This is a genomic window from Massilia alkalitolerans DSM 17462 (assembly GCF_000427785.1).
Classification (GTDB): domain Bacteria; phylum Pseudomonadota; class Gammaproteobacteria; order Burkholderiales; family Burkholderiaceae_D; genus Telluria; species Telluria alkalitolerans.
Genome location: NZ_ATYR01000010.1, coordinates 78,058 through 99,566 on the forward strand (window position 1 = coordinate 78,058; position 21,509 = coordinate 99,566).

At 68.2% G+C, this 21,509-nt stretch carries 17 protein-coding genes; 10 read left to right on the forward strand and 7 right to left on the reverse strand.

The window, feature by feature from the left end; all coding sequences use genetic code 11:
* The first annotated feature begins 54 nt into the window (after positions 1-54).
* From YWC_RS0112335 to YWC_RS0112345, 3 genes are read left to right on the forward strand one after another with little or no spacing between them, the layout of a single operon-like run.
* Positions 55-1,905 carry an autotransporter assembly complex protein TamA gene (locus YWC_RS0112335; protein ID WP_036214205.1) on the forward strand — a complete coding sequence of 617 codons (1,851 nt, stop codon included), beginning with the start codon at positions 55-57 and terminating at the stop codon, positions 1,903-1,905.
* Positions 1,905-6,353 carry a translocation/assembly module TamB domain-containing protein gene (locus YWC_RS0112340; protein WP_027865653.1) on the forward strand — a complete coding sequence of 1,483 codons (4,449 nt, stop codon included), beginning with the start codon at positions 1,905-1,907 and terminating at the stop codon, positions 6,351-6,353. Before YWC_RS0112335 ends, YWC_RS0112340 begins: the two co-directional genes overlap by 1 nt.
* Positions 6,354-6,381: 28 nt before the next feature.
* Positions 6,382-6,765 (forward strand): hypothetical protein, encoded by a 384-nt coding sequence (locus YWC_RS0112345; protein ID WP_027865654.1) that lies wholly within the window; start codon positions 6,382-6,384, stop codon positions 6,763-6,765.
* A gap of 27 nt (positions 6,766-6,792) precedes the next feature.
* On the opposite strand, the gene YWC_RS0112350 is transcribed toward YWC_RS0112345, so the two are convergent.
* Both YWC_RS0112350 and YWC_RS0112355 read right to left on the reverse strand, forming a co-directional pair.
* Positions 6,793-8,862: a catalase gene (locus YWC_RS0112350; protein ID WP_027865655.1), complete on the reverse strand. Its 2,070-nt coding sequence runs from the start codon at positions 8,860-8,862 to the stop codon at positions 6,793-6,795.
* A 98-nt stretch (positions 8,863-8,960) separates the two neighbouring features.
* On the reverse strand, positions 8,961-9,854 hold the full coding sequence (locus tag YWC_RS0112355; protein WP_027865656.1) for a LysR family transcriptional regulator: 894 nt from the start codon (positions 9,852-9,854) through the stop codon (positions 8,961-8,963).
* 92 nt (positions 9,855-9,946) lie between these two features.
* Here YWC_RS0112355 and YWC_RS0112360 point away from each other — a divergent pair, with 92 nt between their 5' ends.
* A complete protein-coding gene (locus YWC_RS0112360; protein ID WP_027865657.1) occupies positions 9,947-10,945 on the forward strand; it encodes a sodium-dependent bicarbonate transport family permease in 999 nt (332 codons plus the stop codon).
* Positions 10,946-10,948: 3 nt separating this feature from the next.
* Here YWC_RS0112360 and YWC_RS0112365 read toward each other — a convergent pair whose 3' ends face one another.
* Complete coding sequence (locus YWC_RS0112365; protein ID WP_036214207.1) at positions 10,949-11,146, reverse strand: hypothetical protein; 198 nt, start codon at positions 11,144-11,146, stop codon at positions 10,949-10,951.
* A 121-nt stretch (positions 11,147-11,267) separates the two neighbouring features.
* On the opposite strand from YWC_RS0112365, the gene YWC_RS0112370 reads away from it, so the two are divergent.
* Positions 11,268-11,789, forward strand: a complete 522-nt coding sequence (locus YWC_RS0112370) for a CcdC protein domain-containing protein (RefSeq protein ID WP_027865659.1) — start codon at positions 11,268-11,270, stop codon at positions 11,787-11,789.
* On the opposite strand, the gene YWC_RS0112375 is transcribed toward YWC_RS0112370, so the two are convergent.
* From YWC_RS0112375 to YWC_RS33335, 4 genes are read right to left on the reverse strand one after another with little or no spacing between them, the layout of a single operon-like run.
* Positions 11,790-15,107 carry a CHAT domain-containing tetratricopeptide repeat protein gene (locus tag YWC_RS0112375; RefSeq protein WP_027865660.1) on the reverse strand — a complete coding sequence of 1,106 codons (3,318 nt, stop codon included), beginning with the start codon at positions 15,105-15,107 and terminating at the stop codon, positions 11,790-11,792. It lies immediately after the preceding gene.
* Positions 15,104-16,939, reverse strand: a complete 1,836-nt coding sequence (locus tag YWC_RS0112380; RefSeq protein ID WP_027865661.1) for a caspase family protein — start codon at positions 16,937-16,939, stop codon at positions 15,104-15,106. Before YWC_RS0112380 ends, YWC_RS0112375 begins: the two co-directional genes overlap by 4 nt.
* Positions 16,939-17,574, reverse strand: a complete 636-nt coding sequence (locus tag YWC_RS0112385; protein WP_156923627.1) for a hypothetical protein — start codon at positions 17,572-17,574, stop codon at positions 16,939-16,941. Before YWC_RS0112385 ends, YWC_RS0112380 begins: the two co-directional genes overlap by 1 nt.
* Entirely contained in the window at positions 17,567-18,187 is a 621-nt protein-coding gene (locus YWC_RS33335) for an RNA polymerase sigma factor (RefSeq protein ID WP_027865663.1), read from the reverse strand. The genes YWC_RS0112385 and YWC_RS33335 overlap by 8 nt, the downstream gene beginning before the upstream one ends.
* A 235-nt stretch (positions 18,188-18,422) precedes the next feature.
* Between YWC_RS33335 and YWC_RS33340 the strand changes: the two genes are divergently transcribed.
* From YWC_RS33340 to YWC_RS31575, 5 genes are all read left to right on the forward strand, one after another.
* The gene (locus tag YWC_RS33340; protein WP_027865664.1) at positions 18,423-19,223 is read left to right on the forward strand and encodes a hypothetical protein; all 801 of its coding nucleotides are present in this window, start codon (positions 18,423-18,425) and stop codon (positions 19,221-19,223) included.
* 32 nt (positions 19,224-19,255) lie between these two features.
* Positions 19,256-20,026: a hypothetical protein gene (locus tag YWC_RS0112400; RefSeq protein WP_156923633.1), complete on the forward strand. Its 771-nt coding sequence runs from the start codon at positions 19,256-19,258 to the stop codon at positions 20,024-20,026.
* Between the two features lie 58 nt (positions 20,027-20,084).
* Positions 20,085-20,390: a hypothetical protein gene (locus YWC_RS0112405; RefSeq protein ID WP_027865666.1), complete on the forward strand. Its 306-nt coding sequence runs from the start codon at positions 20,085-20,087 to the stop codon at positions 20,388-20,390.
* Positions 20,391-20,513: 123 nt separating this feature from the next.
* The gene (locus tag YWC_RS31570) at positions 20,514-21,050 is read left to right on the forward strand and encodes a DUF4755 domain-containing protein (protein WP_051306421.1); all 537 of its coding nucleotides are present in this window, start codon (positions 20,514-20,516) and stop codon (positions 21,048-21,050) included.
* Positions 21,051-21,131: 81 nt separating this feature from the next.
* The gene (locus YWC_RS31575) at positions 21,132-21,446 is read left to right on the forward strand and encodes a hypothetical protein (RefSeq protein WP_156923635.1); all 315 of its coding nucleotides are present in this window, start codon (positions 21,132-21,134) and stop codon (positions 21,444-21,446) included.
* Positions 21,447-21,509 lie beyond the last annotated feature (63 nt).

Here is a 21,509-nt window from a genome sequence, read left to right on the forward strand (position 1 = left end):
TCATCGTTTTTGCCAATCCGTTAAGATTGCCATGAATTTTATCCATGGAGTGTTATGTTTCCTGCAAGATCGATCCCGCGCCGTTTGCGCCCCCTGCCCCGTCTCCTGGCCGGCATGGGCGCATTGCTATTTGCAACGGCGCTGCATGCACAGGGAATCGATTACCAGGTCCGCATCGACGCCCCGCGCCAGATCGAGAACATGCTCGAGGAAAACCTCGACCTGATGCGCTGGCGCGGCAACTCGCGCGTGGATATGGAACAGCTGCAACGCCTGGTCAAGGAAGCCCCGGAACAGGCCAAGACCTTCATCGCCACCGAGGGTTATTACTCGCCCAAGATCTCGGCCGGCCTGGATACCAGCGGCAGCCAGCCGGTGGCGCGCATCATCGTCGATCCGGGCCCGGCCACCGTGGTCGGCGACGTCGACCTGGTGCTGCAGGGCTTCGCCCCGATCGACGAGGGCAGCGTCCCTTTTGACGCCGGCGCCCTGCGCCAGCGCTGGTCGCTGCCGGTCGGCGCGCGCTTCCGCCAGGAGGATTGGGAAGCCGCCAAACGCGGCCTGTTGCGCGAAGTGTCGCAGACGCGCTTCCCGCGCGCCCGCCTGGTGGAAACCAGCGCCACCGTCGACCCGGAAGAACAACGCGCCCTGCTGCGCGTGGTCATCGACAGCGGCCCGGAAATGCGCTTCGGCGAGCTGCGCATCCGCGGCCTGAAGCGCTATCCGCGCGAGGTCATCACCAACCTGAACAAGATCAATCCGGGCGACCAGTACAGCGAGGCGGCGCTGACCGCCCTGCAGTCGCGCCTGCAGGACACCGGCTACTTCAGCAGCGTCGAAGTCAGCGCCGACATGCGCCAGGTGCTCAACGCCGAGCTGCAGGAACTGAAGGAAGGCGACGACGACGCGGACGCCAACCCCGCCACGCCGGAGCCGCCCACCGGTCCCACCGTGCTGCCGGTGCTGGTGCGCGTGGTCGAGAACAAGCGCAAGAACGTCGAGGTCGGCGTCGGCTTCTCGACCGACACCGGCGCCCGCGTCCAGGCCAGCTACGACGACCTGAACGTGCTCGGCAAGCGCATGAAGAGCGACCTCATTTATGAACAGAAGCGCCAGACCGCGCGCGTCGACTTCTTCTGGCCGACCACGCCCAAGGGCTACAACGACAGCGTCGGCGCCGGCGTCGAGCGCAACGACGTGCGCGGCGAGATCACCACCCTGGCCACCGTCGCCGCGCGCCGTTCCTGGGGCTCGCCCCTGCTCGAGCGCAGCCTGACGCTCGAAGCGCTGGTCGAAAGACGCGAAGTGCCGCCGAGCGAGCCGACCACGACGCGCAGCCTGCCGCTCACCTACGCCATCACCAAGCGCAAGCTCGACAGCCTGATCCAGCCCACCAACGGCTACGTGCTGCAGGGCCAGCTGGGCGGCGCGCTGCTGCCGATCCTGACCGACGAAAAATTCCTGCGCCTCTACCTGCGCGGCCAGATGTTCAAGCCGCTCGGCGAAGCCGGCACCCTGGTGCTGCGCGGCGAGTTCGGCGGGGTGGCGGCCAAGGAAAAGCTGGGCGTGCCGTCCACCTTCCTGTTCCGCGCCGGCGGTGACCAGTCGGTGCGCGGCTACGGCTACCGCGAACTGGGCGTGCGCGAGAACGGCGCCATCGTCGGCGGCAAGTACCTGCTCACCGCGAGCGCCGAATACCAGTATTACTTCCGCCCGCCCTGGGGCGTGGCCGTGTTCTATGACGTCGGCAATGCCGCCGACAAGGTCGGCGACCTGAAACCGAAATCCGGCTTCGGCGTCGGCGCGCGCTGGCGCAGCCCGGTGGGTCCGATCAACGTCGACCTGGCCTACGGCCATGCCGTGAAAAAGGCGCGCCTGCACTTCTCCCTGGGATTCACCTTCTGATGGACACGAACGACAACACCCCGACCCAGGCGCCCGCACCAGCACCGCACAAGCGCCGCTGGCCGCGCCGCGTCGCCATCGGCGTCGTCGTCACCGGCGTGATCATCGGCGGCACGCTCTGGTACCTGGGCCGCGAAACCACGCTGCAGATGATCGCGCAGAAGGTCGCCGCCTCCACCGGCGGCAAGCTCACCCTCACCGGCGTGCGCGGCTCCCTGTACGGCGCCATGTACATCGAACGCGCGGTGTGGCGCACCGACGAGCAGCTGGTCATCGCCAACAAGATCAACCTGCATTGGTCGCCGGGGCAGATCGTCTCGCGCGGCATCCTGGTGGACAAGCTGCACGCGGCCAACCTGCGCGTCGAGACCCTCAAGGAGACCGAGGAACGTTCGCCGATGCCGGCCAAGCTGGCGCCGCCCTTCACGGTCTCGATCGACGATGCGCGCCTGAACCGGGCCACCTTCGTCAACCAGGGCGCGGAAACCCACATCGACAACATCCGCCTGCGCGTCGAGGGCAACAAGCAGCGCTGGCAACTGCGCGACGCCGCCGCCGTGACGCCCTGGGGCATTGTTGCCGGCGCCGGCAGCATCGGCGCCCAGCGCCCGTTCAAGCTGGACGCCACCGCCAGCCTGACGCAGTCGCAGGCCAAGGCCGAAGGTGGGGTAACTTCGCGCGCCGCCCAGCTGCGCCTCAAGCTCGGCGGCGACCTGCAAACCACCCTGGTCGACGCCACCGGCCAGGCTGGCCGCGCCGTGGGCGACGCCCATTTTGTGCTCTCGCCCTATGCCGAGATCCCGCTGCGCGAGATGCGCATCAATGGCCGCAACGTCGACCCGGGCTTCTTCAACCCGGCGCTGCCGACGGCCGACCTGACTTTCGCCATCAGCGGCAAGCTGGACGACAAGCGCAACATCAGCGGCCGGGTCGACATCAGCAACGACGGTCCCGAGGGCACCATCGACCAGCAGCGCCTGCCCCTGCGCCTCATGCGCGGGCAGCTGGGCGGCAACCTGGACGCCCTGCAGGTGTCCGACGTGCTGATGGATTTCGGCGCCGCCGGCCGCTTCACCGGCACCGGCGGCGTGCAGCGCGAGAAAGACGAGGACGGCCTCGGCACCGCGCGCTTCACCCTGCACACCGACCGCTTCGACCTGAAGGGCATCTACTCCACCATGAAACCGACCGCGATCCGCGGCGACATCCAGGTGACGAATGCCGGCGATACCCAAACCCTGCAGGCCAACCTGGCCGACAAGGCGCTGCGCCTGGCCGCGCTGGCGACGCTGCAGGACAACGTGGTCACGGTGCGCGAAGCGCGCCTGTCCAGCGGCAGCAGCCGCGTGGACGTCAGCGGCAACATGAACCTGCTGGAAGACAAGGCATTCAAGGCCAGCGCCAGCGCCAGCCGCTTCAACCCGGCCGATTTCGGCGACTTCCCGGCAGCCGACATCAACGCCAGCGTCAACGTGGCCGGTGCGCTCGCCCCGGCCTGGCGCGTGGATGCCGACTTCGCGGTGCGCCGCAGCCGCCTGATGAACCAGGCGCTGTCGGGCGCCGGCAAACTACACGCCGACGCCAAGCGCATCAGCGGCATCGACGCCGACCTGGCGCTGGGCCAGAACACGGTGGCCTTGAACGGCGCCTTCGGCGCGGCCGGCGACAAGCTCCAGTGGCGCCTCGACGGCCGCCAGCTGTCGGCCGTGCGCAGCGACCTGTACGGCGCGGTCACGGCGAACGGCGTCGCCACCGGCACCATGGCAGCGCCGCGCACCACTTTCGAGGTGAATGCGAACGGCCTGGGCTGGGTGGCCGCCCAGCGCAAGAACGCCAACGGCAGCCTGCGCGCCAGCGGCGACGCCTGGCTGGCCGGCAGCGAAGGCGCGCGCTTCGTGGAAGCGAAGATGAGCGGCGCGATGCAGCGCTTCAACCCGGCCGCCTTCGGCTCGCCCCTGGCCGGCTCGATCAATGGCGCTTTTGACGCCAGCGGCCGCAGCGGCGCCGACTGGCGCGGCGCGGTCGACCTGCGGGTGCAGGAGTCGACCTTGTCGAATTCGCCGCTGTGGGGCCATGCCAAACTCACGGCCGACCGCCGCCACGTCTCCAACGCCGACGTCGACCTGCACGTGGGCGCCAACGTGCTCGCCGCCAAGGGCAGCTTCGGCGCCGGCAAGGATCAACTCGACTGGCGCATCGACGCCCCGCAGCTGGCCGCGCTCGGCCCGGACTTCGCCGGCGTGCTGCGCGGCCAGGGCACGCTGTCGGGCACCATGGATGCGCCATCCTTCAGCGCCGCGCTGGAGGGCCAGAACCTGCGCCTGCTCGGCGCCCACAGCATCCGCGCCTTGCGCGCCAGCGCCAACCTGGGTTCCGGCCGCGGCGCCAACGACGCGCTGGCGACCGACATCCAGGTCACCGAATACGCCAGCGGCGACACCCGGGTAGCCTCGGCCAGCCTGAAGACCGAAGGCACGCGCGGCGCCCACACCCTGCGCGCGGCCGCGGTCGGCGACGCCTTCGATGCCAACCTCGAGGTGCGCGGCGGCCTGGCGCGCGACACCTGGAGCGGCACCCTGGCCGCGCTGCAGAACCGCGGCCGCTACGCGATGACGCTGCAGGCGCCGGTGCCGCTGCGCATCAACGGCGCCCCCGGCAGCGGATTCATGGGCCTGGCCAAGCCGCAGAGCATTGCCTTCAACGGCGCCGTCATTCGCCTGCCGGCCGGCAGCATCACGATCGACTCGCTGGTGAAGAACGGCCCGCGCTGGGCCAGCCGCGGCCATGCGGGCAACGTGCCGCTGACCTATCTCTCGCAGTTCTCGCCCGCCATCCGCGACAACGCGCGCGGCGACCTGACCCTGGGCGCCAAGTGGGAACTCGACCTGCGTACCGCGACCGCCACCGGCGGCGCACCGGCGCTGGACGGCATGGTCCACGTATTCCGCGAAAAGGGCGACGTGATCGCCGGCGGCGACCGTCCGGTGCCGCTCGGCCTGCGCACTTTTGAGGCGCGCGCCGACGTCGTCGGCAGCTCGCTGAAGGTCGCCCTCGACCTCGACGGCGCCCGCACCGGCAGCGTCGAGGTCGACGCCACCGCCCAGCTGCTGCAAGGCCGCCTGGACGGCGACAGTCCGCTGCGCATGACGGCCAGGGCCAACATGGATTCGATCGCCTGGCTGGCCTCGTTCGCGGGACAGTCCGGCCTCGAGCTGGACGGCGCGCTGCGCCTGGCCCTGACCGGCAGCGGCACGATCGGCACGCCGCGCCTGGACGGCAGCGTGCAGGGCGACAAGCTGGCGGTGCGCTGGCCCGAACAGGGCGTGCGCCTGCAGAACGGCGAGCTGCGTGCCAGCCTGGCCGGCGACCGGCTCGAGCTGCAGCGACTGTACCTCCAGGGCCGCCAGGGCAGCGCCTCGGCCGACGGCTTCCTGCGCTTCTCGAGCGGCCTGGCCGCGGCCGACCTGCGCCTGACGCTGGACAAGCTCGAAGCGCTGTCGCGCCCGGACCGCACCGTGGTCCTCAGCGGCAAGGCCTCGCTGGTGCGCGACGCCGAACGCTTCGCGATCGAAGGCAACGTGCGCGCCGACCGCGCCCTGATCGAATTCGCGCCGCAGGGCCGGCCGACCATGTCCGACGACGTCATCGTGCTGGGCCAGGGCGGCACCAGGCCGCAGCCCTCGAACAAGAAGGAAGAACTGCCGCTCACCATCGACCTGCGCGCCGACCTGGGCGACGAGTTCAGGCTGCGCGGCCTGGGCATCGACGCCACGCTGGCCGGCAACGTGCGCATGCGCAAGGTCGGCGCCGGCGCGCCGCGCGTGAACGGCACCATCCGCGCGGTCGAGGGCGACTACGCCGCCTATGGTCAAAAACTCGATATCCGGCGCGCCGTCATCACCTTCAGTGGCCCTTACGACAACCCGGCGCTCGACGTGCTCGCGGTGCGCGCGCGGCCCGAGGGCGAGCAGCTGTCGGAAACCAACGTGGAAGCCGGCGTGCAGGTGCGCGGCACGGCCCAGGCGCCGGAAGCGCGGCTGGTGTCGACGCCGAACGTGCCGGACAGCGAGAAACTGTCCTGGCTGGTGCTCGGCCACGGCATGGAAGGCACCAGCGGCAACGAGAAGGACGTGCTGGCGACGGCCGCCAGCGCCCTGCTCGGCGGCAAGGGCGGCACCGGCGGCATCACGCAAAAGCTGGCGACCTCGCTCGGCGTGGACGAACTCGGGCTGAAGCAGGCGAACGGCGGTAACGGCGGCCTGGCGGACACGGTGGTGACGGTCGGCAAGCGCATCTCTTCGCGCACCTACCTCAGCTTCGAGCAGGGCGCGACCACGGCCTCGAGCCTGGTGCGCCTGCGTTACAAGTGGACCCCGCGCATCACGCTGCAGTTCCAGACCGGCACCAATACCGCGCTGGACGTGCTGTACGCCTGGGCCTTCGATTAACGGGACCAGTCACCCGGAGGCAGACCTGATGACAGAACAGTTCATCCCCTTGCTGCTGATGCTCGTCAGCCTCGACGGCGCTGCACAGCCCCAGCAGAAGATCCCGCGCGCCTGGCAGGGCGAATGGAACATGCACGTGCGGGACTGCGGCACGGCGCGCAACGATTCGCTGCTGCGCCTGCAGGGCAACACCGTCACCTACTTCGAAAGCACGGGCCCGGTACGGGCCGCGGTGGCGCGCGACCGGGAGCTCGTCCTGATCGCCGAACTGAAGGGGGAAGGAGAAACGCGTCTGCATCCTGCGCACTTCCTGCTGGCGCGCGACGGACGCACCCTGACCGACGTCAGCAGCACGCCGCCGCTGGTGCGCTACCGCTGCCCGCAGCGACGCAATCAGGGCCGGCCCGGCTGAATCCAGCGGACCGGCCCTGCGGGTGCGTCAAGGCAGCATGCGTACCATGGGCTCGCGCGTCCACAGGCGCTTGCCGGCCGAGGCCACGAAGTCCTGCGCATTCGACGCGGGCATGACGCCGGCATCGGACTGGATGCCGGCCGCGCGCAGCAGCCCGGCGGCGCCCGTGTCATGGGCGATCGCCTTGAGGTGGCCGAAGGCGTCGCGCACGAAGTCGATCGCCGCCGACTCGCCAAGCAGCTTCTTCGCGCCTTCCTCGCTCAGCACCAGCGCCACCGCATCGACCAGCACCGACGGGGTGCCGGACAGCTGGCCATCGGCCTCCTGCCAGCTGCCGTCGTCCAGCGTGGCGCCGCCCACCTTGGGCGCCACCAGCTTGACCTTCACGCCCGCCGCCTCGGCGGCTGCGCGCAAGGCCTTGATGGCGGCGGCATCCGAGCCGTCCGAGAACAGGATGCCGATGCTGCGGCCTTCCGGTGAGCCGGTCATCTTGCCGATCAGCTGCAAGGCCGGGGATGGCGGCAAGTCGCGCACCGGGGCGGCCGTGGGCGGGGCCGGCGGCAGCTGCCGCATGCCCAGATTGTCGGCGACCCGCTTGGCGAGCGGCTCGTCGATGTGGCGCAGGTGGCCGACCATCGCTTCACGGATATGGACGTGCTCCACCTTGGACAGTTCGAACACCAGGGCCGAGGCCAGGTGGGCCTGCTCGAGATCGGTCTGGCTGATGTAGAACTGGCGCGCCTGGCTGTAATGGTCGGCAAAGCTTTCCGGACGCACCCTGCCCTTGTTGCCGGCATCGGCAGGCGTGGCATGGCTGCGGAAGCCGCGCACCGGATCCTCGCGTACCGAGTTCGGATCGAGCGAGCTCGGTTCGTAGCTGACCCGTCCCTTGGGCACCTGCATCTGCATGTGGCCGTCGCGCTGGTGGTTGGCGAAGGGGCACTTCGGCGCATTGATCGGCAGCTGGTGGAAGTTCGGCGAATTGTGGCGCAGGATCTGCGTGTCGAGGTAGGAGAACAGGCGGCCCTGCAGCAGCGGATCGTTGCTGAAGTCAATGCCGGGCACCACATTGGCCGGGCAATAGGCAACCTGCTCGTTCTCGGCAAAGAAATTGTCCGGATTCCGGTCCAGCACCATGCGGCCGACGACTGTCAGCGGCACCAGCTCTTCCGGAATGAGCTTGGTGGCATCCAGGTGGTCGAAAGGGAAGCCGTCGGCCTGTTCCTGGGTGAACAGCTGGACGGACAGCTCCCATTCCGGAAACTTGCCGGCCTCGATGGCTTCGTACAGGTCGCGCCGGTGGTAATCCTGGTCGGCGCCGGCGATCTTGACCGCCTCGTCCCAGATGGTGGACTGCATGCCCAGCTTGGGCCGCCAGTGGAACTTGACGAAGGTGGACTCGCCCTTGTCGTTGAGCAGCCGGAAACTGTGCACCCCGAAGCCCTCCATCATGCGCAGCGAGCGCGGGATGGTGCGGTCGGACATGGCCCACATAATCATGTGCATCGACTCGGGCGTGAGCGTAATGAAATCCCAGAAAGTATCGTGGGCCGCGGTCGCCTGCGGATAGCCACGGTCCGGCTCCATCTTCACGGAGTGCACCAGGTCGGGGAACTTCATGGCGTCCTGGATGAAGAACACAGGAACGTTATTGCCGACCAGGTCCCAGTTGCCTTCCTTGGTATAGAACTTCACCGCGAAGCCGCGCACATCGCGCGGGGTGTCGATCGAACCGCGCCCGCCCACCACCGTGGACAGGCGGGTGAACACCGGCGTGCGCACGCCGACCTCGGTCAGCACGCGCGCCGTCGTGTAGTCGGCCAATGAATGGGTCAGCTCGAAATAGCCGTGCGCCGCGGCGCCGCGGGCATGCACGATGCGCTCCGGGATGCGTTCGTGATCGAAGTGCATCATCTTTTCGCGGAAGACGAAGTCTTCCAGCAGGGTCGGGCCCCGCATGCCGGCCGGTCTCAGGGAATTCTGGTTGTCGGCGACCGGCACGCCCTGGTTGGTGGTCAGGGGCGGATGCGCGCCCCCTGCGTGCTGGTGCAACTCGCCTCCCTGGCCGATCTCGTCTTGGCCTTTGGTGTCGCTCATGGTACCTCTCCTTGCTGATCAGGACGGAGGGGTCATGGTGGGCGATGCAAGGGGCATACTTCTGTTCGCTATGGAACATAGCGGCCCGATCCGTTCAATTACCTCTTGTCACCAAACTGGCCGAGATGCGCTAGGAAAGCCGCGGCGACCGGCGTCAGTTTCTTTCCTTTCCGATACAGCGTCCACCAATTGGACTGCACCGGAAATCCTTCGACATCGAGCACGGCGAGTCCGTCTTCGCCCGGTTGCCCGGCCAGCGCATGGCGCGACACCACCCCGAGCCCCAGGCCGGCCGCGACCGCCTGCTTGATCGCTTCGTTGCCACCCAGTTCCATGCGCACGTCCGGCCGAAAACCGAGGGATGCGAAATGCCGGTCGCCGGCGAGCCGGGTGCCGGAGCCGCGCTCGCGCAGGATGAAACGCATCGGCGCCAGTTCGGCCAGGGGAAGATGGCGCCGTCCGGCCAGCGGATGACCGGCCCTGGCGACGATCTCGAGCGGGTTGGACAGGAAGGCATGCCGCTCCAGGTCCAGGTCCTCGGGCGGCATCGACATGATGTAGAGATCGTCGAGGTTGTCGCGCAGGCGCCGCACCACGCCGTCGCGGTTGAGCACTTCGAGCGCGACATCGATGTCGGGCAAGGCGGCGCAGAAGCTGCCGAGCAGGCGCGGCACGAAGTACTTCGCGGTACTGACCACCGACAGGCGCAGGCGCCCGCGCGTCATGCCCTTGATGCCGTCCATGTGCTGCTCGAAGGCGCTCCACTCGTCCATCATGGCGCGCGCCGTGCGCGCCAGCGCTTCGCCCGCCGGGGTCAGGTACAGGCGCTTGCCGACCTGCTCGTAGAGCGGCATGCCGACGCCCTCGGCCAGCTCGCGCAATTGCATGGACGCGGTCGGCTGGGTGACGTGGCAGGCCCGGGCGGCGGCGGTGACGCTCAGGTGTTCGCTGAAGGCAAGGAAGAGGCGCAGCTGGCGGAAGGTGGCATTCATAGATAAATCCCTATGCTCACCATCATCATAATCGATTTTTCTTTATTGCCGCGAGCGCTTAGGATGCAGGACCTTCTGTTGAGTCCGAACACATGAACAACTTCCTCGATCCTGCCATCCTGTTTTTTGCCTTCGGCATCCTGGCCGGCTGCGTGAAATCGAACCTCGAGATCCCGCAGCCGATCGCGCGCTTCCTGTCGCTCTACCTCCTGATGGCGCTCGGCCTGAAAGGCGGTTTCGCCCTCGCGCAAACCGGCCTCACCGCGGAAGTCGTGGCCGGCCTGGGCGCCGCCGTGCTGCTGGCGGTCGCGATTCCGCTGGCCGCCTATCCCTTGCTGAAGCGCTTCGTGTCCGGTTTCGACGCGGCCGCGGTCGCGGCCACCTACGGTTCGGTCAGCGCGGTCACCTTCATCACGGCGACCCAGTACCTGGACGTCCACGGGATCGCCTATGGCGGGCACATGGCGGCGGCGATGGCCCTGATGGAGTCGCCCGCCATCGTGATCGCCGTGGTGCTGGCCAATTCCTTGCGCCAGGCCGGAGCGCCGGCAGTGCTGCCGGCTGCGAACGGCACGGCCACGCTGGGAGCGCCGGGCCCGCGCGTCGGCCTGGGGAAAATCCTGCACGAATCCTTTACCGACGGCACCCAGCTGCTGTTGATCGGCGCCATGGCCGTGGGCATCCTGACGGGCGAGGCCGGCAAGGCGGCCATGGCGCCGTTCTCGATCGACCTGTTCAAGGGCATGCTGGCCTTCTTCCTGCTCGACATGGGCTTGCACACCGCTCGCAACCTGGGCAAGCTGCGCGGTCAGTCGCGCTGGCTGCTGGCCTACGCGGCCGCTGCGCCGGTGGTGCATGCCGGCCTTGCCCTGGGCCTGGCGGCCCTGCTCGGGCTATCGGTGGGCAACGCCACCCTGCTGATGGTGCTGGCCGGCAGCGCCTCGTACATCGCCGTCCCGGCAGCGCTGCGCTATGCGATCCCGGAAGCCAACCCGTCCGTGTACTTCAGCATGTCGCTCGGGGTCACCTTCCCCCTGAACATCCTGCTGGGCATTCCCGCCTATGCCTGGCTGGCCGGCGCGGTGCTATAGGAATCAAGAGAACAGGCTGGGCTTGTGGTCGGGCACCGGCTCCTCCTCGCCCTGCGGCAGGTGCGGGTGGCCGGGCTGGTGCTGCGGATGGGGCGTGTCGAAGGGCTCGGGCGCCGGTTCCTCGATCGGGGCCGGGTCCGGTGCGCGGTGCGCCTCTACAGGAAACCGGGCAGGAACATTCGCGAACAGCTCTGCATTCATGGCGGGAATCTCCTCGTCAAAGCGGAGTGGACACCTTACCATGATGGCCCGCAGGCCGCCGTTTGCTGCCTCTCGCGTGCGAGGCGGCTACAATGGCAGGCTTGAACCAACTCATCGCGCCATGCAAGAACTTTCGATCACCACCCTCGCCCTGCTCGTCCTGACCCCGCTGCTGGTCTGGCGCGTCTACCAGCGCATCAAGGCCCGCATGCTCCGCCAGCGCTCGATCGTCTCGCGCCACTACACCGGCGTGCTGGTGTTCGGCGCCATGATCCTGGTGCCGCTGGCGCAGCTGTTCGACCGGCCGACCCAGCTGGCTGCGCTGCTGGCCGGTTCGGCCTTCGGCCTCGGCTGGGGCCACTACGCCCTGAAGCGCACCCGCTTCGAGGACACCGAACAGGGCTACTACTTCACGCCGCCGGCGCAGCTGGGCATCCTGTTCGCGATGATCCTGGTGGCGCGCATCCTCTACCTCGGGGTCGAGATCTATGCCAACCAGGGCAAGGGCATCCCGGCGCCGCGCCTGACCGACGACATGCTGAGCATGCTGTGCGTGGGGCTAACCGCAGGCTATTTCGGACGCTACTCGGCCGGCCTGTTGCTGTGGCGGCGCAAGCTGCGCAAGGCGATCGACCTCGCGTGATCAGAGGCCGAGCAGTGTGAAACCGGCCCAGTAATAAGGATGGCCATGCGAGGGCGCCGGCGCGGGGCCGTCGATCGCTTTCAGGCCGCGCGCGCGCGTGGGCCCCGCCGACGCGGCACGGCGAATCTGACGCAACTGGGCCGCGCGTAGCGCCTCCGGTTTATCAGCGCCGCTCTCCAGCGCGCGGTAGAAGTCGGCCATGAGCGTCGCGGTGGAACGGTCGGATACGCGCCACAGGCTGGCCAGCACGTGACGCGCGCCGCGCTCGCGCGCCAGCCATGCCAGCCCGGCCAGCTCGCGGCCCGTGGCATCGACACCTGCCGGCACCGCCGTTTCGCAGGCCGACAGCGTCAGCAGGTCCAGGCCGACGAAGCTGAAACGCGCCTGCGCCAGTTCCGCCAGGCTGAGCTGCCGCCCCCCTCCCAGCACCAGATACGAGCCGTCGTCGCGCCCCGGGCGCAGCACGAAATGACTGGCGATGTGCACCATGCTGTTGCGTTGCAGGGCGCGCTCCAGGGCGGCGGCGGTGAACCCGGCATCGAGGTAAGTGTGACTGGGAATACGGCCCGTCCTGCCTATTGCGCCGACCGCCTGCAGCTCGCGCGCCACGAAAGGAAGCGCCGGCAAGTCTCCACTGGCCTGGCTTTGCCCGAGCAGCGCGATCGACCTGGCTCTCGGCGGGAGCGGGGCTCTGGCGCCGCCGTCGACGTCGGCGCTGCCCGCCACCTGCAGCGGCAGGCGCTCGACCAGCCAGCGCCTGCCATCGTGCAGCATGGCGAACGGCAGGTAGCGCAGCACGCCGCCCAGCGACACGCTCAGGGTGCGCGCGCGCGCCAGCTCGGGCAGCACCGGTTCGAGCAGCTGGCGGAACAGGCGCCGGGCCTGGACACGCGGATCCCTGCCCGGGTCTTGCGCCAGGCTGCGCAGCAGGGCAATGTCGCGCGCCAGGCCGGCTTCGTCGACATCGAGCGTGAGGACACGGGCGATACTGCCATGCTGGACCACCACGCGCACCGCGCGCTCGCCAAGCAGATAGGTCAGGTGCAGGCGGCCCGGAGGCAACGCGGCGCGTCCGGTGTCCGTCCATTCGGCACTGCCGGAGGCGGCATCGGCGCCGGCCGCCTCCGGCCCGTCCGGCTGCGCCGTCCGGCTCCACGCCTCCGTGGCGGCGTCCAGCAGGCGCTGCAGCGCGGCCTGCGCCGCGGCCAGTTCCGCCGCTGCGCCGGAGATGCCCTGCGCGTGACGCGCGCGCGCCAGGGCAAGCGTTTGCGCACCCTGTTCCAGGGCGCCGGCCCGCAGTGCGAACTGCCTCTCGGCAGCTTCGTCGATCCCGTCGAACGGCAAGCGCGCCACGCGCAGATCCCGAGAGCCGCCGCCATCGGCGCTGTCGCCACGCACCAGGTCATGGAATTCGTTTTCCTCCACCATCGCCAGCACGCGCTCGGCTTCGCCGATGCGGTGCCGGTTCAGCAGTTGGTCGACCAGCCGCTGGTATGCCGCCTTCTTCAGCTGGAGGAAGCTATGCTGCTGCTCGACCGGCAAGCCGGTCGTGTTTTCGCGGGCGGCCTGCAAGGCGTTGACGGCCAGTTTGCCAAGGAAGACGGCATGCGCGCTGTCTTCGAGTTCGCTCAGCTGGGCAGCGGCCCGGGCCTGCAGCAGCGTGGCGCGGTTGGCCAGGCCGATCGCCATCGCGCGGGCGGCCTGCGCACGCGCCAGCGCCCGCTCGGCGCGCCGTGCGTTGAGCGCTGCAGCATCGAGCAGCGCGCTCGCGTAGGCAGCGTGCGACAGTCCGCGCTGTTCGCCGACGCGCTGCGCGAAGGCGCCGCTGCGTTCGGCCAGCGCCGCCAGGTCGGCGCTGCCGATGCCGTCCCGCTCGGCACGGACGGCATCCAGCGCCAGCTCGACCTCGAGCTGGCCGTTGGCGACCGGATCGGGCTGCGCCGCGACCCTCCGGGCCAGCTCGGCCAGGGCGCTCTCGGCCTGCGCCTGGCGTCCCAGCGCGCGCAGCGCCTGCGCGACCAGCATGATGGCGCCGTATTCATCTCCCCCCATCTCGCCATGGCTGCGCGCCAGCGCCGCCGCGCGCTCGGCCTGGACCAGCGCCTCGCTTGCCTGTCCAAGCGCCAGCAGCGCCCTGGCATGGTCGAGCTGGTGCGCCACGCAGGAGGCGGCGATCCCGCCCGGCATGGCCTGGCAGGCCCGCAATGCCGCCTGGGCCGCAGCCGCCGAACGGCCCAGCCGGTTGTTGGCGAGCTGGGTCTTTGCCACGTCCTGCCAGGCATTCACGGTCTGGGCATTGTCTTCGCCCAGTATGGCGCGGCGAATCTGCAGCACCCGTTCGGCCTCGCTGGCCGCCTGTGCGGTCTCCCCCAGGCGCAGGTGGATGCGGGCCACCCGCGCCAGCGCATAGCTGGTGTCGAGCGCATCCGGGCCCAGCCGCCGCAGCGCGCTGGCCAGCCCCAGTTCGGCAAAGCGCAGCGCCTCGGCGTCGTTGCCGGCCTGGGTGTGCCATGCCGCCAGGTCCTGGGTGCTGGTCTGGGTCTCGGTGCTGTCCTGTCCGAATGCCGCCAGCCTGATCCGGTAGGCACGCTCCAGGTAATGATAGGACTCCTGCATCCTGCCCTGCCCGATGAGCAGCGCACCGACGTCGCGCATGCCCCAGGCATGGTCGGTACTGTCCGTGCCGGAAGTGCGCTCCCAGATATCCATCGCCTCGCGCGCATACGGCAGGCCGCGCGCATAGTCGCGCGTCACGAGCGCGATGCCGGACATGTTGGACAGACTGGTGCCGTAGGAGCTGGACGCGGTGCCCACCAGTTGCGCCTTGGCGCGCAGGGCCTTCTCACCCCACTCCCAGGCCAGGTCGTAACGGCTCCACTGGCGGTAGAGGTACATCAGTTCGGCCGGGTAATACATGCCCTCGCGCTCCGGATCGCCGTCGGGCGAAGGGCCGCTGTCGATCTGCTGGCGCAGCGCCCAGCCTTCCAGCAGGGCCGACTCGCTCTCGGCATAACGGTTCAACAGATGCAGCACCGAGCCATACTCGAGCAGGCTTGCCGAGATGCCGCGCCGGTCGGCGGCCGCGCGGCACAGGCGCAGCGCCTGCTCGAACGGCGCGATCGCCTCCTGGGGGCGCCCCTTGTCGACGGCCTGCGCACCCAGCTTGATCAGCTCGCCGGCGGCGGGTTGGCAGCCGGCTGCAGCGGCGGGAACGGCATCGGGCGCGGCATGCACCTGCAGCGAGCCCGCCGCAACGGACAGCCACGCGGCCCATGCGAAGCTGCGTACGCGGGCGCCGAAGCGCGGATGCCGCTTCACTTCTCCGCTCCGGACGCCACCTGCCAGCTGAGGCGCGCCACCTGTGCCCGGTCGGGACCATGGCGGCTCGGCAGTGCGGCGCCACGCTCGCTGTCGTCGCCGGCGGTCTTGCGCAGGGCGTCGAAGACCGCGAAGCGGCGCGGCAGCGCGCCGTCGACGGCCGGCGCGGCCACCATCGCCAGCCATTCCGGTGCGCCGGCGGCGCCTTGTGCCGTGACCTCGAACTCGCGTTCGAAACGGCTCACCTGCGGCGGCGCCGCGGGCGGCAACCGGCTGCTGTCGCCGGAGAAAGCAGGAAACACGCGGGTGGCCGGCCCTGTCAGGGGAAGGTGCACGATGCCGGCGTCGACCGATGCTTCGCGGTTGCCTTCGACGATCACGCGCAAGCGCGTGCCCGGCGCCAGCGAGCCCAGGTCGCGGTCGACGAAGGGCAGGCTGAGGACGGCCTTGCCGGGGGCCTGAATCTCGATGCGCGCCTGCAGCAGCGGCGCCACGCCGGCCGTCGAAGGCAGCGCCAGCACGGCAGCGATGCTGGCGGCCCGGGCACGCAGGGCCGCCAGTTCGCCATCCGGGACGCGCAGCCGTACGGTGCCGCGGCCAGGCAGGGACAGGTCGACCGTGCGCGTGCCGCGACGCCGCTCCAGCACGGCCAGGCGCGGCGCCGCGCCTGGCGCCGCCGCCGCTGGCAGGCGCCGGGCCCAGCCACCACCGTCGGCGCCCTTGTCCGGCGGCGCCAGCCGCGCTTCGTTCCAGCCCACCTCGGTCACGCGCCAGGTGCCGGCGCCGCGCTGCAGGACGTCGCCTGCCTGCAGGCCGTCGAGACGGCCATACGGCACGTGCCAGCCGCGTTCGTCCTGGCGCACCGGCCACAATACCGGTGTATCGGCAGCCGTCCAGAGCGCCTGTTCCAGTGCGCCGGCATACACCGGCGAAGGACGCGCGCTGGCTGGCAGCTGCCGGCCGTCCAGGGCCTGGCGGTAATACTGGTTGGTGAGGCTGGCCCAGGCCAGATAGCTGGCGGGATTGTCGCGCAGGCCGGCAATCAGGGCGCGCGTGAACATGCCGCGCGCCTGGCCGGGGTAGTCGCTGGCGAGCGCTTCGGCGCTGCGTTGCTGCGGCTCGGCAGCGAAGAAGCCGATGAACAGCGGCCGTTCGCGCGGCCCCGCCGCATTCTCCGGCGGCGCAACTGCCGTGCTGGCGGCGGGCGCGGTCCTCCCCGGTATGCTCGCCGTCCGAGGCGACCAGCCCAGCGCGGTGCCGGCCAGGCCGCGCCAGACCAGGCCCGCATCGCCACGCGTGCTGCCGGCCGCATGGCAGCTGTCGAACAGGGCCACGACCTGGATGCGGCGCGCCGCGAGCGCGTCGATCGCCCGGCCGATGTCGGCGCTGCTGACGCTGCCGGAGAGTTGCCGGCTACGGGCATCGATGCGGGCGTCCTGCGCCAGCAGGTGCACCTGCTGGCCGGACGGCGTTTGCCACAAGCCCGGCTGGCCCGGCATCAGGATTCCGTGGCCTGACCAGTAAATGACCAGCACGTCGTCCGGCCGCAGCATCTTGCCGAAGCGCGCCAGCTGGGCCAGGATGGCGCCGCGGGTCGGCGCGGACGCGCCGTCGACGCCGTCGGCAAGGCTGACGATGCGCGAAGCCGGGAAGCCCTGTGCCAGCAGCGCATTGCGCATGGCCGGTACGTCGTGGCGCGGCCCGTCCAGCCAGGCGCTGCGCGGCAGCGCCGGCAGGCTCGAGACGCCGATCAGCAGCGCATGGCGCTCGGCCGCCGCGGCCGGCAGGACCGCCGCGAAGGCGAGCCACAGTGCGAGGAACCGGCGGCGCATCAGGGCGAGGGCGCGGCCGCGAGGACGGCGGCCTCGACCACGGCGCTACTGTCGCGCAGCTGCGCCAATGCGGCGGCGGGATCGTCTGCCTGCAGCAGGTAGCGCTGGCCGCCCTGCGGCCCGGTGACGATGCGTGCTCCGGCCTGGATCAGCACCGCTTCCACCTGCGCCAGGCTGGCGTCGGCGGCAAAACGCACCTCCAGGTTGGCCGCCGGCGCGGCGACGCTGAGCGGCGCGCCGCGCCAGGCCACGCCGGCGTCGGGCGCGCTGTACAGCATCCAGCCCTGCACCACGCAAACGCCGGCCAGCGAGGCCATGACAAGCGGCGTCCACGCGGGCGCGAGACGGATGCCAAGCATGCGCCGCCACCATCCGGCCATCGGCGGCGAGACCTTCGATGCCGCGTCCCGGGGCGCGACCGCAATGCGGCGCTTCAACTCCTCCAATCCGGCTTCGCTGTCCATGGCTGCCATCTGCGCACCGACGGCGGCGCGCACGTCGGCTAGCACGGCGGCCTGGTCCTGCCATGCCGCATCATTCTCCAGCAAGGCAGCGATGCAGCGCGCGTCGTCGCCCGCGACATGGCCGTTGAGGTAGTCGGGCAGTCGCTCCAGCAAGCGTTGTCGTTCATCCATGGCGTCCGCCTTCCTGTGCAAACCAGCGCTCCATGCACTGGCGCAGATTGATCCGGCCGTGAAACAGCCTGGTCTTGACCGTCCCCTCGGCCACGTCCTGGATGCGGGCGATGTCGCACACCGACATATCCTCCAGCGCCCACAAGGTCAGGCTTTCGCGCTGCAGCGGATTGCGCAGGCGCTGCAGGCAGCGCTGCACCGCCGTCCGACGTTGCGCGTTTTCCTGGAGCGCCAGCGGATCGGGCGCAGTCTCGGCGTCCACGCTGGCCTCCTGATCGGCGTCGCCGTCTTCGTCGAAGGATTCCTCGATGGCCTGGCGCTTGCCGTGGCGGCGGATCTGGTCGATGGTCTTGTTGCGCGTGAGCGTGAGCAGCCAGGTGGCAAATGCCACCCGCCCGTCGTAGCGCAAGGGGTCGCGCCACAGTTCATGAAAGACGTCGACCGTGACCTCGCCGGCGATGGCATCGGCATCCAGTCCGCAGCGCAGCAGCCTGGCATGGGCAAAGACCCTGACCTTGCGCGACCACTCCCGGTACAGCAACTCGAGCGCACGATGATCGCCCCCGGCCATGGCCGCCAGCAGTTCGCCGGGGGTGAGCGTCTGCGTACTCATTCCCTCCTCCGCCTGGGCGTCACGGAAGGCAGTCGGGGCGTGAGGATGGTAACCATAAGAAATATTATGAGTCAGCCGATCAGGTTTTGTCGACCGTAAGGATGCAAAAAATGCACAAGAAATAATTTTCAAAAGAAATTGAAAATATTTTGAACCGCTGGATCCCATGCAACGAATAACACGGTGACAGGCTGCGCCCGCAGTGCTGAAGAACTGGAGAGGGATACCAATCATCATGAAACATCGCGGCAAGATTTTGCGTGACACCAACACCGGCCCGGGCCTGCTCAGCAGCAACGGGACGCAGCATCCGTTCACCCTGGAAACCCACTGGAAATCGGACACGCCACCCAAGGTCGGGATGGTGGTCGACGTGACGCTCGATGGCGCGGGCAGCCTGGCCGCGGCAATGCCGGTGGCCGAGTCGCAGCTTGCCAAGGAACAGGCGGAACTGGCCGTGCAGGCCGCCAGGGCCAAGGGCGGCGAACTGGCGGCAAGCCTGACGGCGCGTTTCGGCCTGCCGACCCTGGTGGCGATGGCGGTGCTGCTGGTGGGGTGGTTCTTTCTCAACACGATCGCGGTCCAGGTGTCGTCCCAATACAGCGTCGGGATGTCGTTCTGGAAGCTGCTTGGCGTGCTCAACTCGCCGAATGGCCTGATCAATGGGCTCAACGGCGCCAATGCCGGCAGCGGCATCTATGGATTCATGTGCGTCGTCGCCCTGCTGGCGCCCCTGGCGCCGCAGGTCTGGAACGACAAGCGCGCGCATCTCGGCGGCCTGCTGCCGCTGGCCTTCATGCTGATCGTTGCGCTGATGGCCTACCTCGGCGTCAACGACAGCCTGAAGCAGGCGCAGGGCGCGGCGAGCTTCTTCGGCGGAGAACAGGCTGCACGCATGGCGGAAAGCGTCAGCAGCATGATGCTGCGCGAAGCCATGCGCGCCATCTCCATCGGCGCCGGCGCCTACCTGTCGCTGCTCGCGAGCCTCTACCTGGCCAGCCGCAGCACGATGAAATTCCTGGCCGCGAAAGCCTGAACGACCCCGACCAATCTTTATCAAGGAACATCATGTCCCATCACGCACTTCCGTTCGTTCGCCATCCCCTTGGCGCCATGCTGGCGCTCGTCCTGCTGGCCGGTCTGGCCGGCTGCAAGGACAAGGCGCCTGCCGATGCTGCCGCCACCCCGAATCTGGCCGACGCCGCCACACCGGCCGCCATGGCGGAACAGGTCAAGGCACAGGCACAGGCCACCCTGCCCAAAGGCGATCCGGCGACCCCGGCCAGCAGCTACGTCGACATCGACAGCGGCAACCAGATCATGTTCGCCTACCTGAACAGCGCCGGCATGCCGATCGACTACAACGAAGTGGCCGGCAGCTATTCGCGCGACTACATGATGGCCGCCGACGAATTCAAGAAAAATGACCTGCTCAAGGCGCTCAAGGTGAAAATCGACGCCGGCGTGGCGCAAGCGGCGCAGCAGCGCTACGTCAGGCTGGAAATCGGCGACTCGATCGAGAAATATGACTTCGAGAAAAAAGGCTTCCCGCTGGCTTCTTCGGTATGGGAAAAAGGTTCCTATCGCTATTTCAACGACAACAGCAGCTACAAGATCGGTTTCAACAATGGCGCCGACTTCCGCTACCTCGGCGTTCCGGACGAAGACAAGGCACGCCTGATCGAGGGCCTGCGCAGCAAGTACGAAGACATGCGCACGGTGGTGTACGGCTACGTGCAGGACGCCGACGTCAGCAAGAAACTGGTGCTCGCACAGATTCTCAAGATCGAACTGCTCGACAAGAAAGGCAACGTCCTCGCCACCCGGACCGCGCAGTAACACTTTGCCGGAGCGCGACGCCGCTCCGCTTTTCCTTTACACGATATTTTCCAGAACCATGAAAAAACTGATCCTTGCCCTCGCCTGCCTTTCCAGCCTCGCCATGCTCACCGCTTGCACCACGGTCCAGCCGAACACCATCCGCGAAGTGAATGACGCCGACGTGAAACGATGCAAACTGGCCGGTCCGGTCCAGGGCTCCGATGCCATCTTCGTCGGGCTGAGCGCCAGCGTCGGTTCGAAAAACGCCAAGGCCAAGGCCATGAACCAGGCCGTGCGCCTGCAGGCAACCGACGTGGTCTGGTCGCAGCAGGGCACCAGCATGACGAGCGAGTGGGTGGGCAAGGCCTACGTCTGCCAATAAGGCAGGCGAGGCATTGTCCGGAATACGTCGAGGATGTTCGGGTGGCGCAAGCTGCTTCCGCCAGCCGTCTCGCCCGGCATCCTTGTACGTGACTATTTTTACTGAGGCTTTACTGAGGCGACCATGTTGAAATTCGTCGTATTGTTCTTTGTCGGACTGTTCCTGTTGAACTCCGACGAGTGGGGAGTCCTGAGCCTGATTCTCAAGCCAGCAGGCATCGTTCTGATCGTCTGGTCTGCCGTGAGCATGTACAAGACCCTCAAAGGCAAGGAAAAGTCCGCGCCACCGGGCCTGCCCGATTTCGTCAAGGACTTGAGGTTCAAGCATTTCTACGCCAAGACCGGCATCGCAGTAGACACTGAGAAACGCGAAGTGCACCTGAAGGATAGGGGGAACTACAAGGTCTACAAGTTCGACGAGATCCGCTCCTGGGAAGCGAACACGCAGTCGGGCGGCATGATTTATGGCGGCGGCATGAATGTCCTTGCGGCGAACCTGGCAAACCAGCGTGCCAACAAGGAAAACACGGGACTCTTCATCAAGGTCAAGGATGTCGACTATCCACAGTGGAAGATCGAGTTCCCGCCTGCGAAGGCGAAGCAGGAACTGACGCGCTGGATGGAGATCCTCCAGCAAACCTTGAACGAATCGACGATCTGACATCGTCGTTTTCCAGCCAATCCCGGCGGACAGCGATGATGTCGCCGACACCGCCACTCACACCGACAACCACGACGATATATGAAGAGTAGCTTACGGCTGATATCCGTTTCCGCCACCATTCTCCTGGGAGTGGCGCTTGCAGGATGCAGTAGCGAACCGTCCGAACAGGACATCCAGGCCGCAGTCGCAAAGGAGCAGAAGTCGACGCCCGAAATCCTGGAAGGACTGGCGCCGGAGATCACAAGCGTCAAGAAAATCGGCTGCAAATCGGATAGCGACAAAGCCTATCTGTGCGACGTCGAGCTTGAAGTAAAGCAGTTTGGTTCCGTCACAAAAGGCATCAGCCCGGTGCGTTTTGTGAAGGCAAGCGATGGGTGGGCAATCTCCAAGTAAGTGTCTTGCCGCTGCAGAAATACTGGCGCGGCAACAGTCATGAAAAAGGGAGCCATCGGCTCC

Excerpts from the sequence above, each read along its gene's own strand:
- YWC_RS0112335 (WP_036214205.1), top strand. The coding sequence starts at position 55 with ATGTTTCCTGCAAGATCGATCCCGCGCCGTTTGCGCCCCCTGCCCCGT.
- YWC_RS0112340 (WP_027865653.1), top strand. The coding sequence starts at position 1,905 with ATGGACACGAACGACAACACCCCGACCCAGGCGCCCGCACCAGCACCG.
- YWC_RS0112345 (WP_027865654.1), top strand. The coding sequence starts at position 6,382 with ATGACAGAACAGTTCATCCCCTTGCTGCTGATGCTCGTCAGCCTCGAC.
- YWC_RS0112350 (WP_027865655.1), bottom strand. The coding sequence starts at position 8,862 with ATGAGCGACACCAAAGGCCAAGACGAGATCGGCCAGGGAGGCGAGTTG.
- YWC_RS0112355 (WP_027865656.1), bottom strand. The coding sequence starts at position 9,854 with ATGAATGCCACCTTCCGCCAGCTGCGCCTCTTCCTTGCCTTCAGCGAA.
- YWC_RS0112360 (WP_027865657.1), top strand. The coding sequence starts at position 9,947 with ATGAACAACTTCCTCGATCCTGCCATCCTGTTTTTTGCCTTCGGCATC.
- YWC_RS0112365 (WP_036214207.1), bottom strand. The coding sequence starts at position 11,146 with ATGAATGCAGAGCTGTTCGCGAATGTTCCTGCCCGGTTTCCTGTAGAG.
- YWC_RS0112370 (WP_027865659.1), top strand. The coding sequence starts at position 11,268 with ATGCAAGAACTTTCGATCACCACCCTCGCCCTGCTCGTCCTGACCCCG.
- YWC_RS0112380 (WP_027865661.1), bottom strand. The coding sequence starts at position 16,939 with ATGCGCCGCCGGTTCCTCGCACTGTGGCTCGCCTTCGCGGCGGTCCTG.
- YWC_RS0112385 (WP_156923627.1), bottom strand. The coding sequence starts at position 17,574 with ATGGATGAACGACAACGCTTGCTGGAGCGACTGCCCGACTACCTCAAC.
- YWC_RS33335 (WP_027865663.1), bottom strand. The coding sequence starts at position 18,187 with ATGAGTACGCAGACGCTCACCCCCGGCGAACTGCTGGCGGCCATGGCC.
- YWC_RS33340 (WP_027865664.1), top strand. The coding sequence starts at position 18,423 with ATGAAACATCGCGGCAAGATTTTGCGTGACACCAACACCGGCCCGGGC.
- YWC_RS0112400 (WP_156923633.1), top strand. The coding sequence starts at position 19,256 with ATGTCCCATCACGCACTTCCGTTCGTTCGCCATCCCCTTGGCGCCATG.
- YWC_RS0112405 (WP_027865666.1), top strand. The coding sequence starts at position 20,085 with ATGAAAAAACTGATCCTTGCCCTCGCCTGCCTTTCCAGCCTCGCCATG.
- YWC_RS31570 (WP_051306421.1), top strand. The coding sequence starts at position 20,514 with ATGTTGAAATTCGTCGTATTGTTCTTTGTCGGACTGTTCCTGTTGAAC.
- YWC_RS31575 (WP_156923635.1), top strand. The coding sequence starts at position 21,132 with ATGAAGAGTAGCTTACGGCTGATATCCGTTTCCGCCACCATTCTCCTG.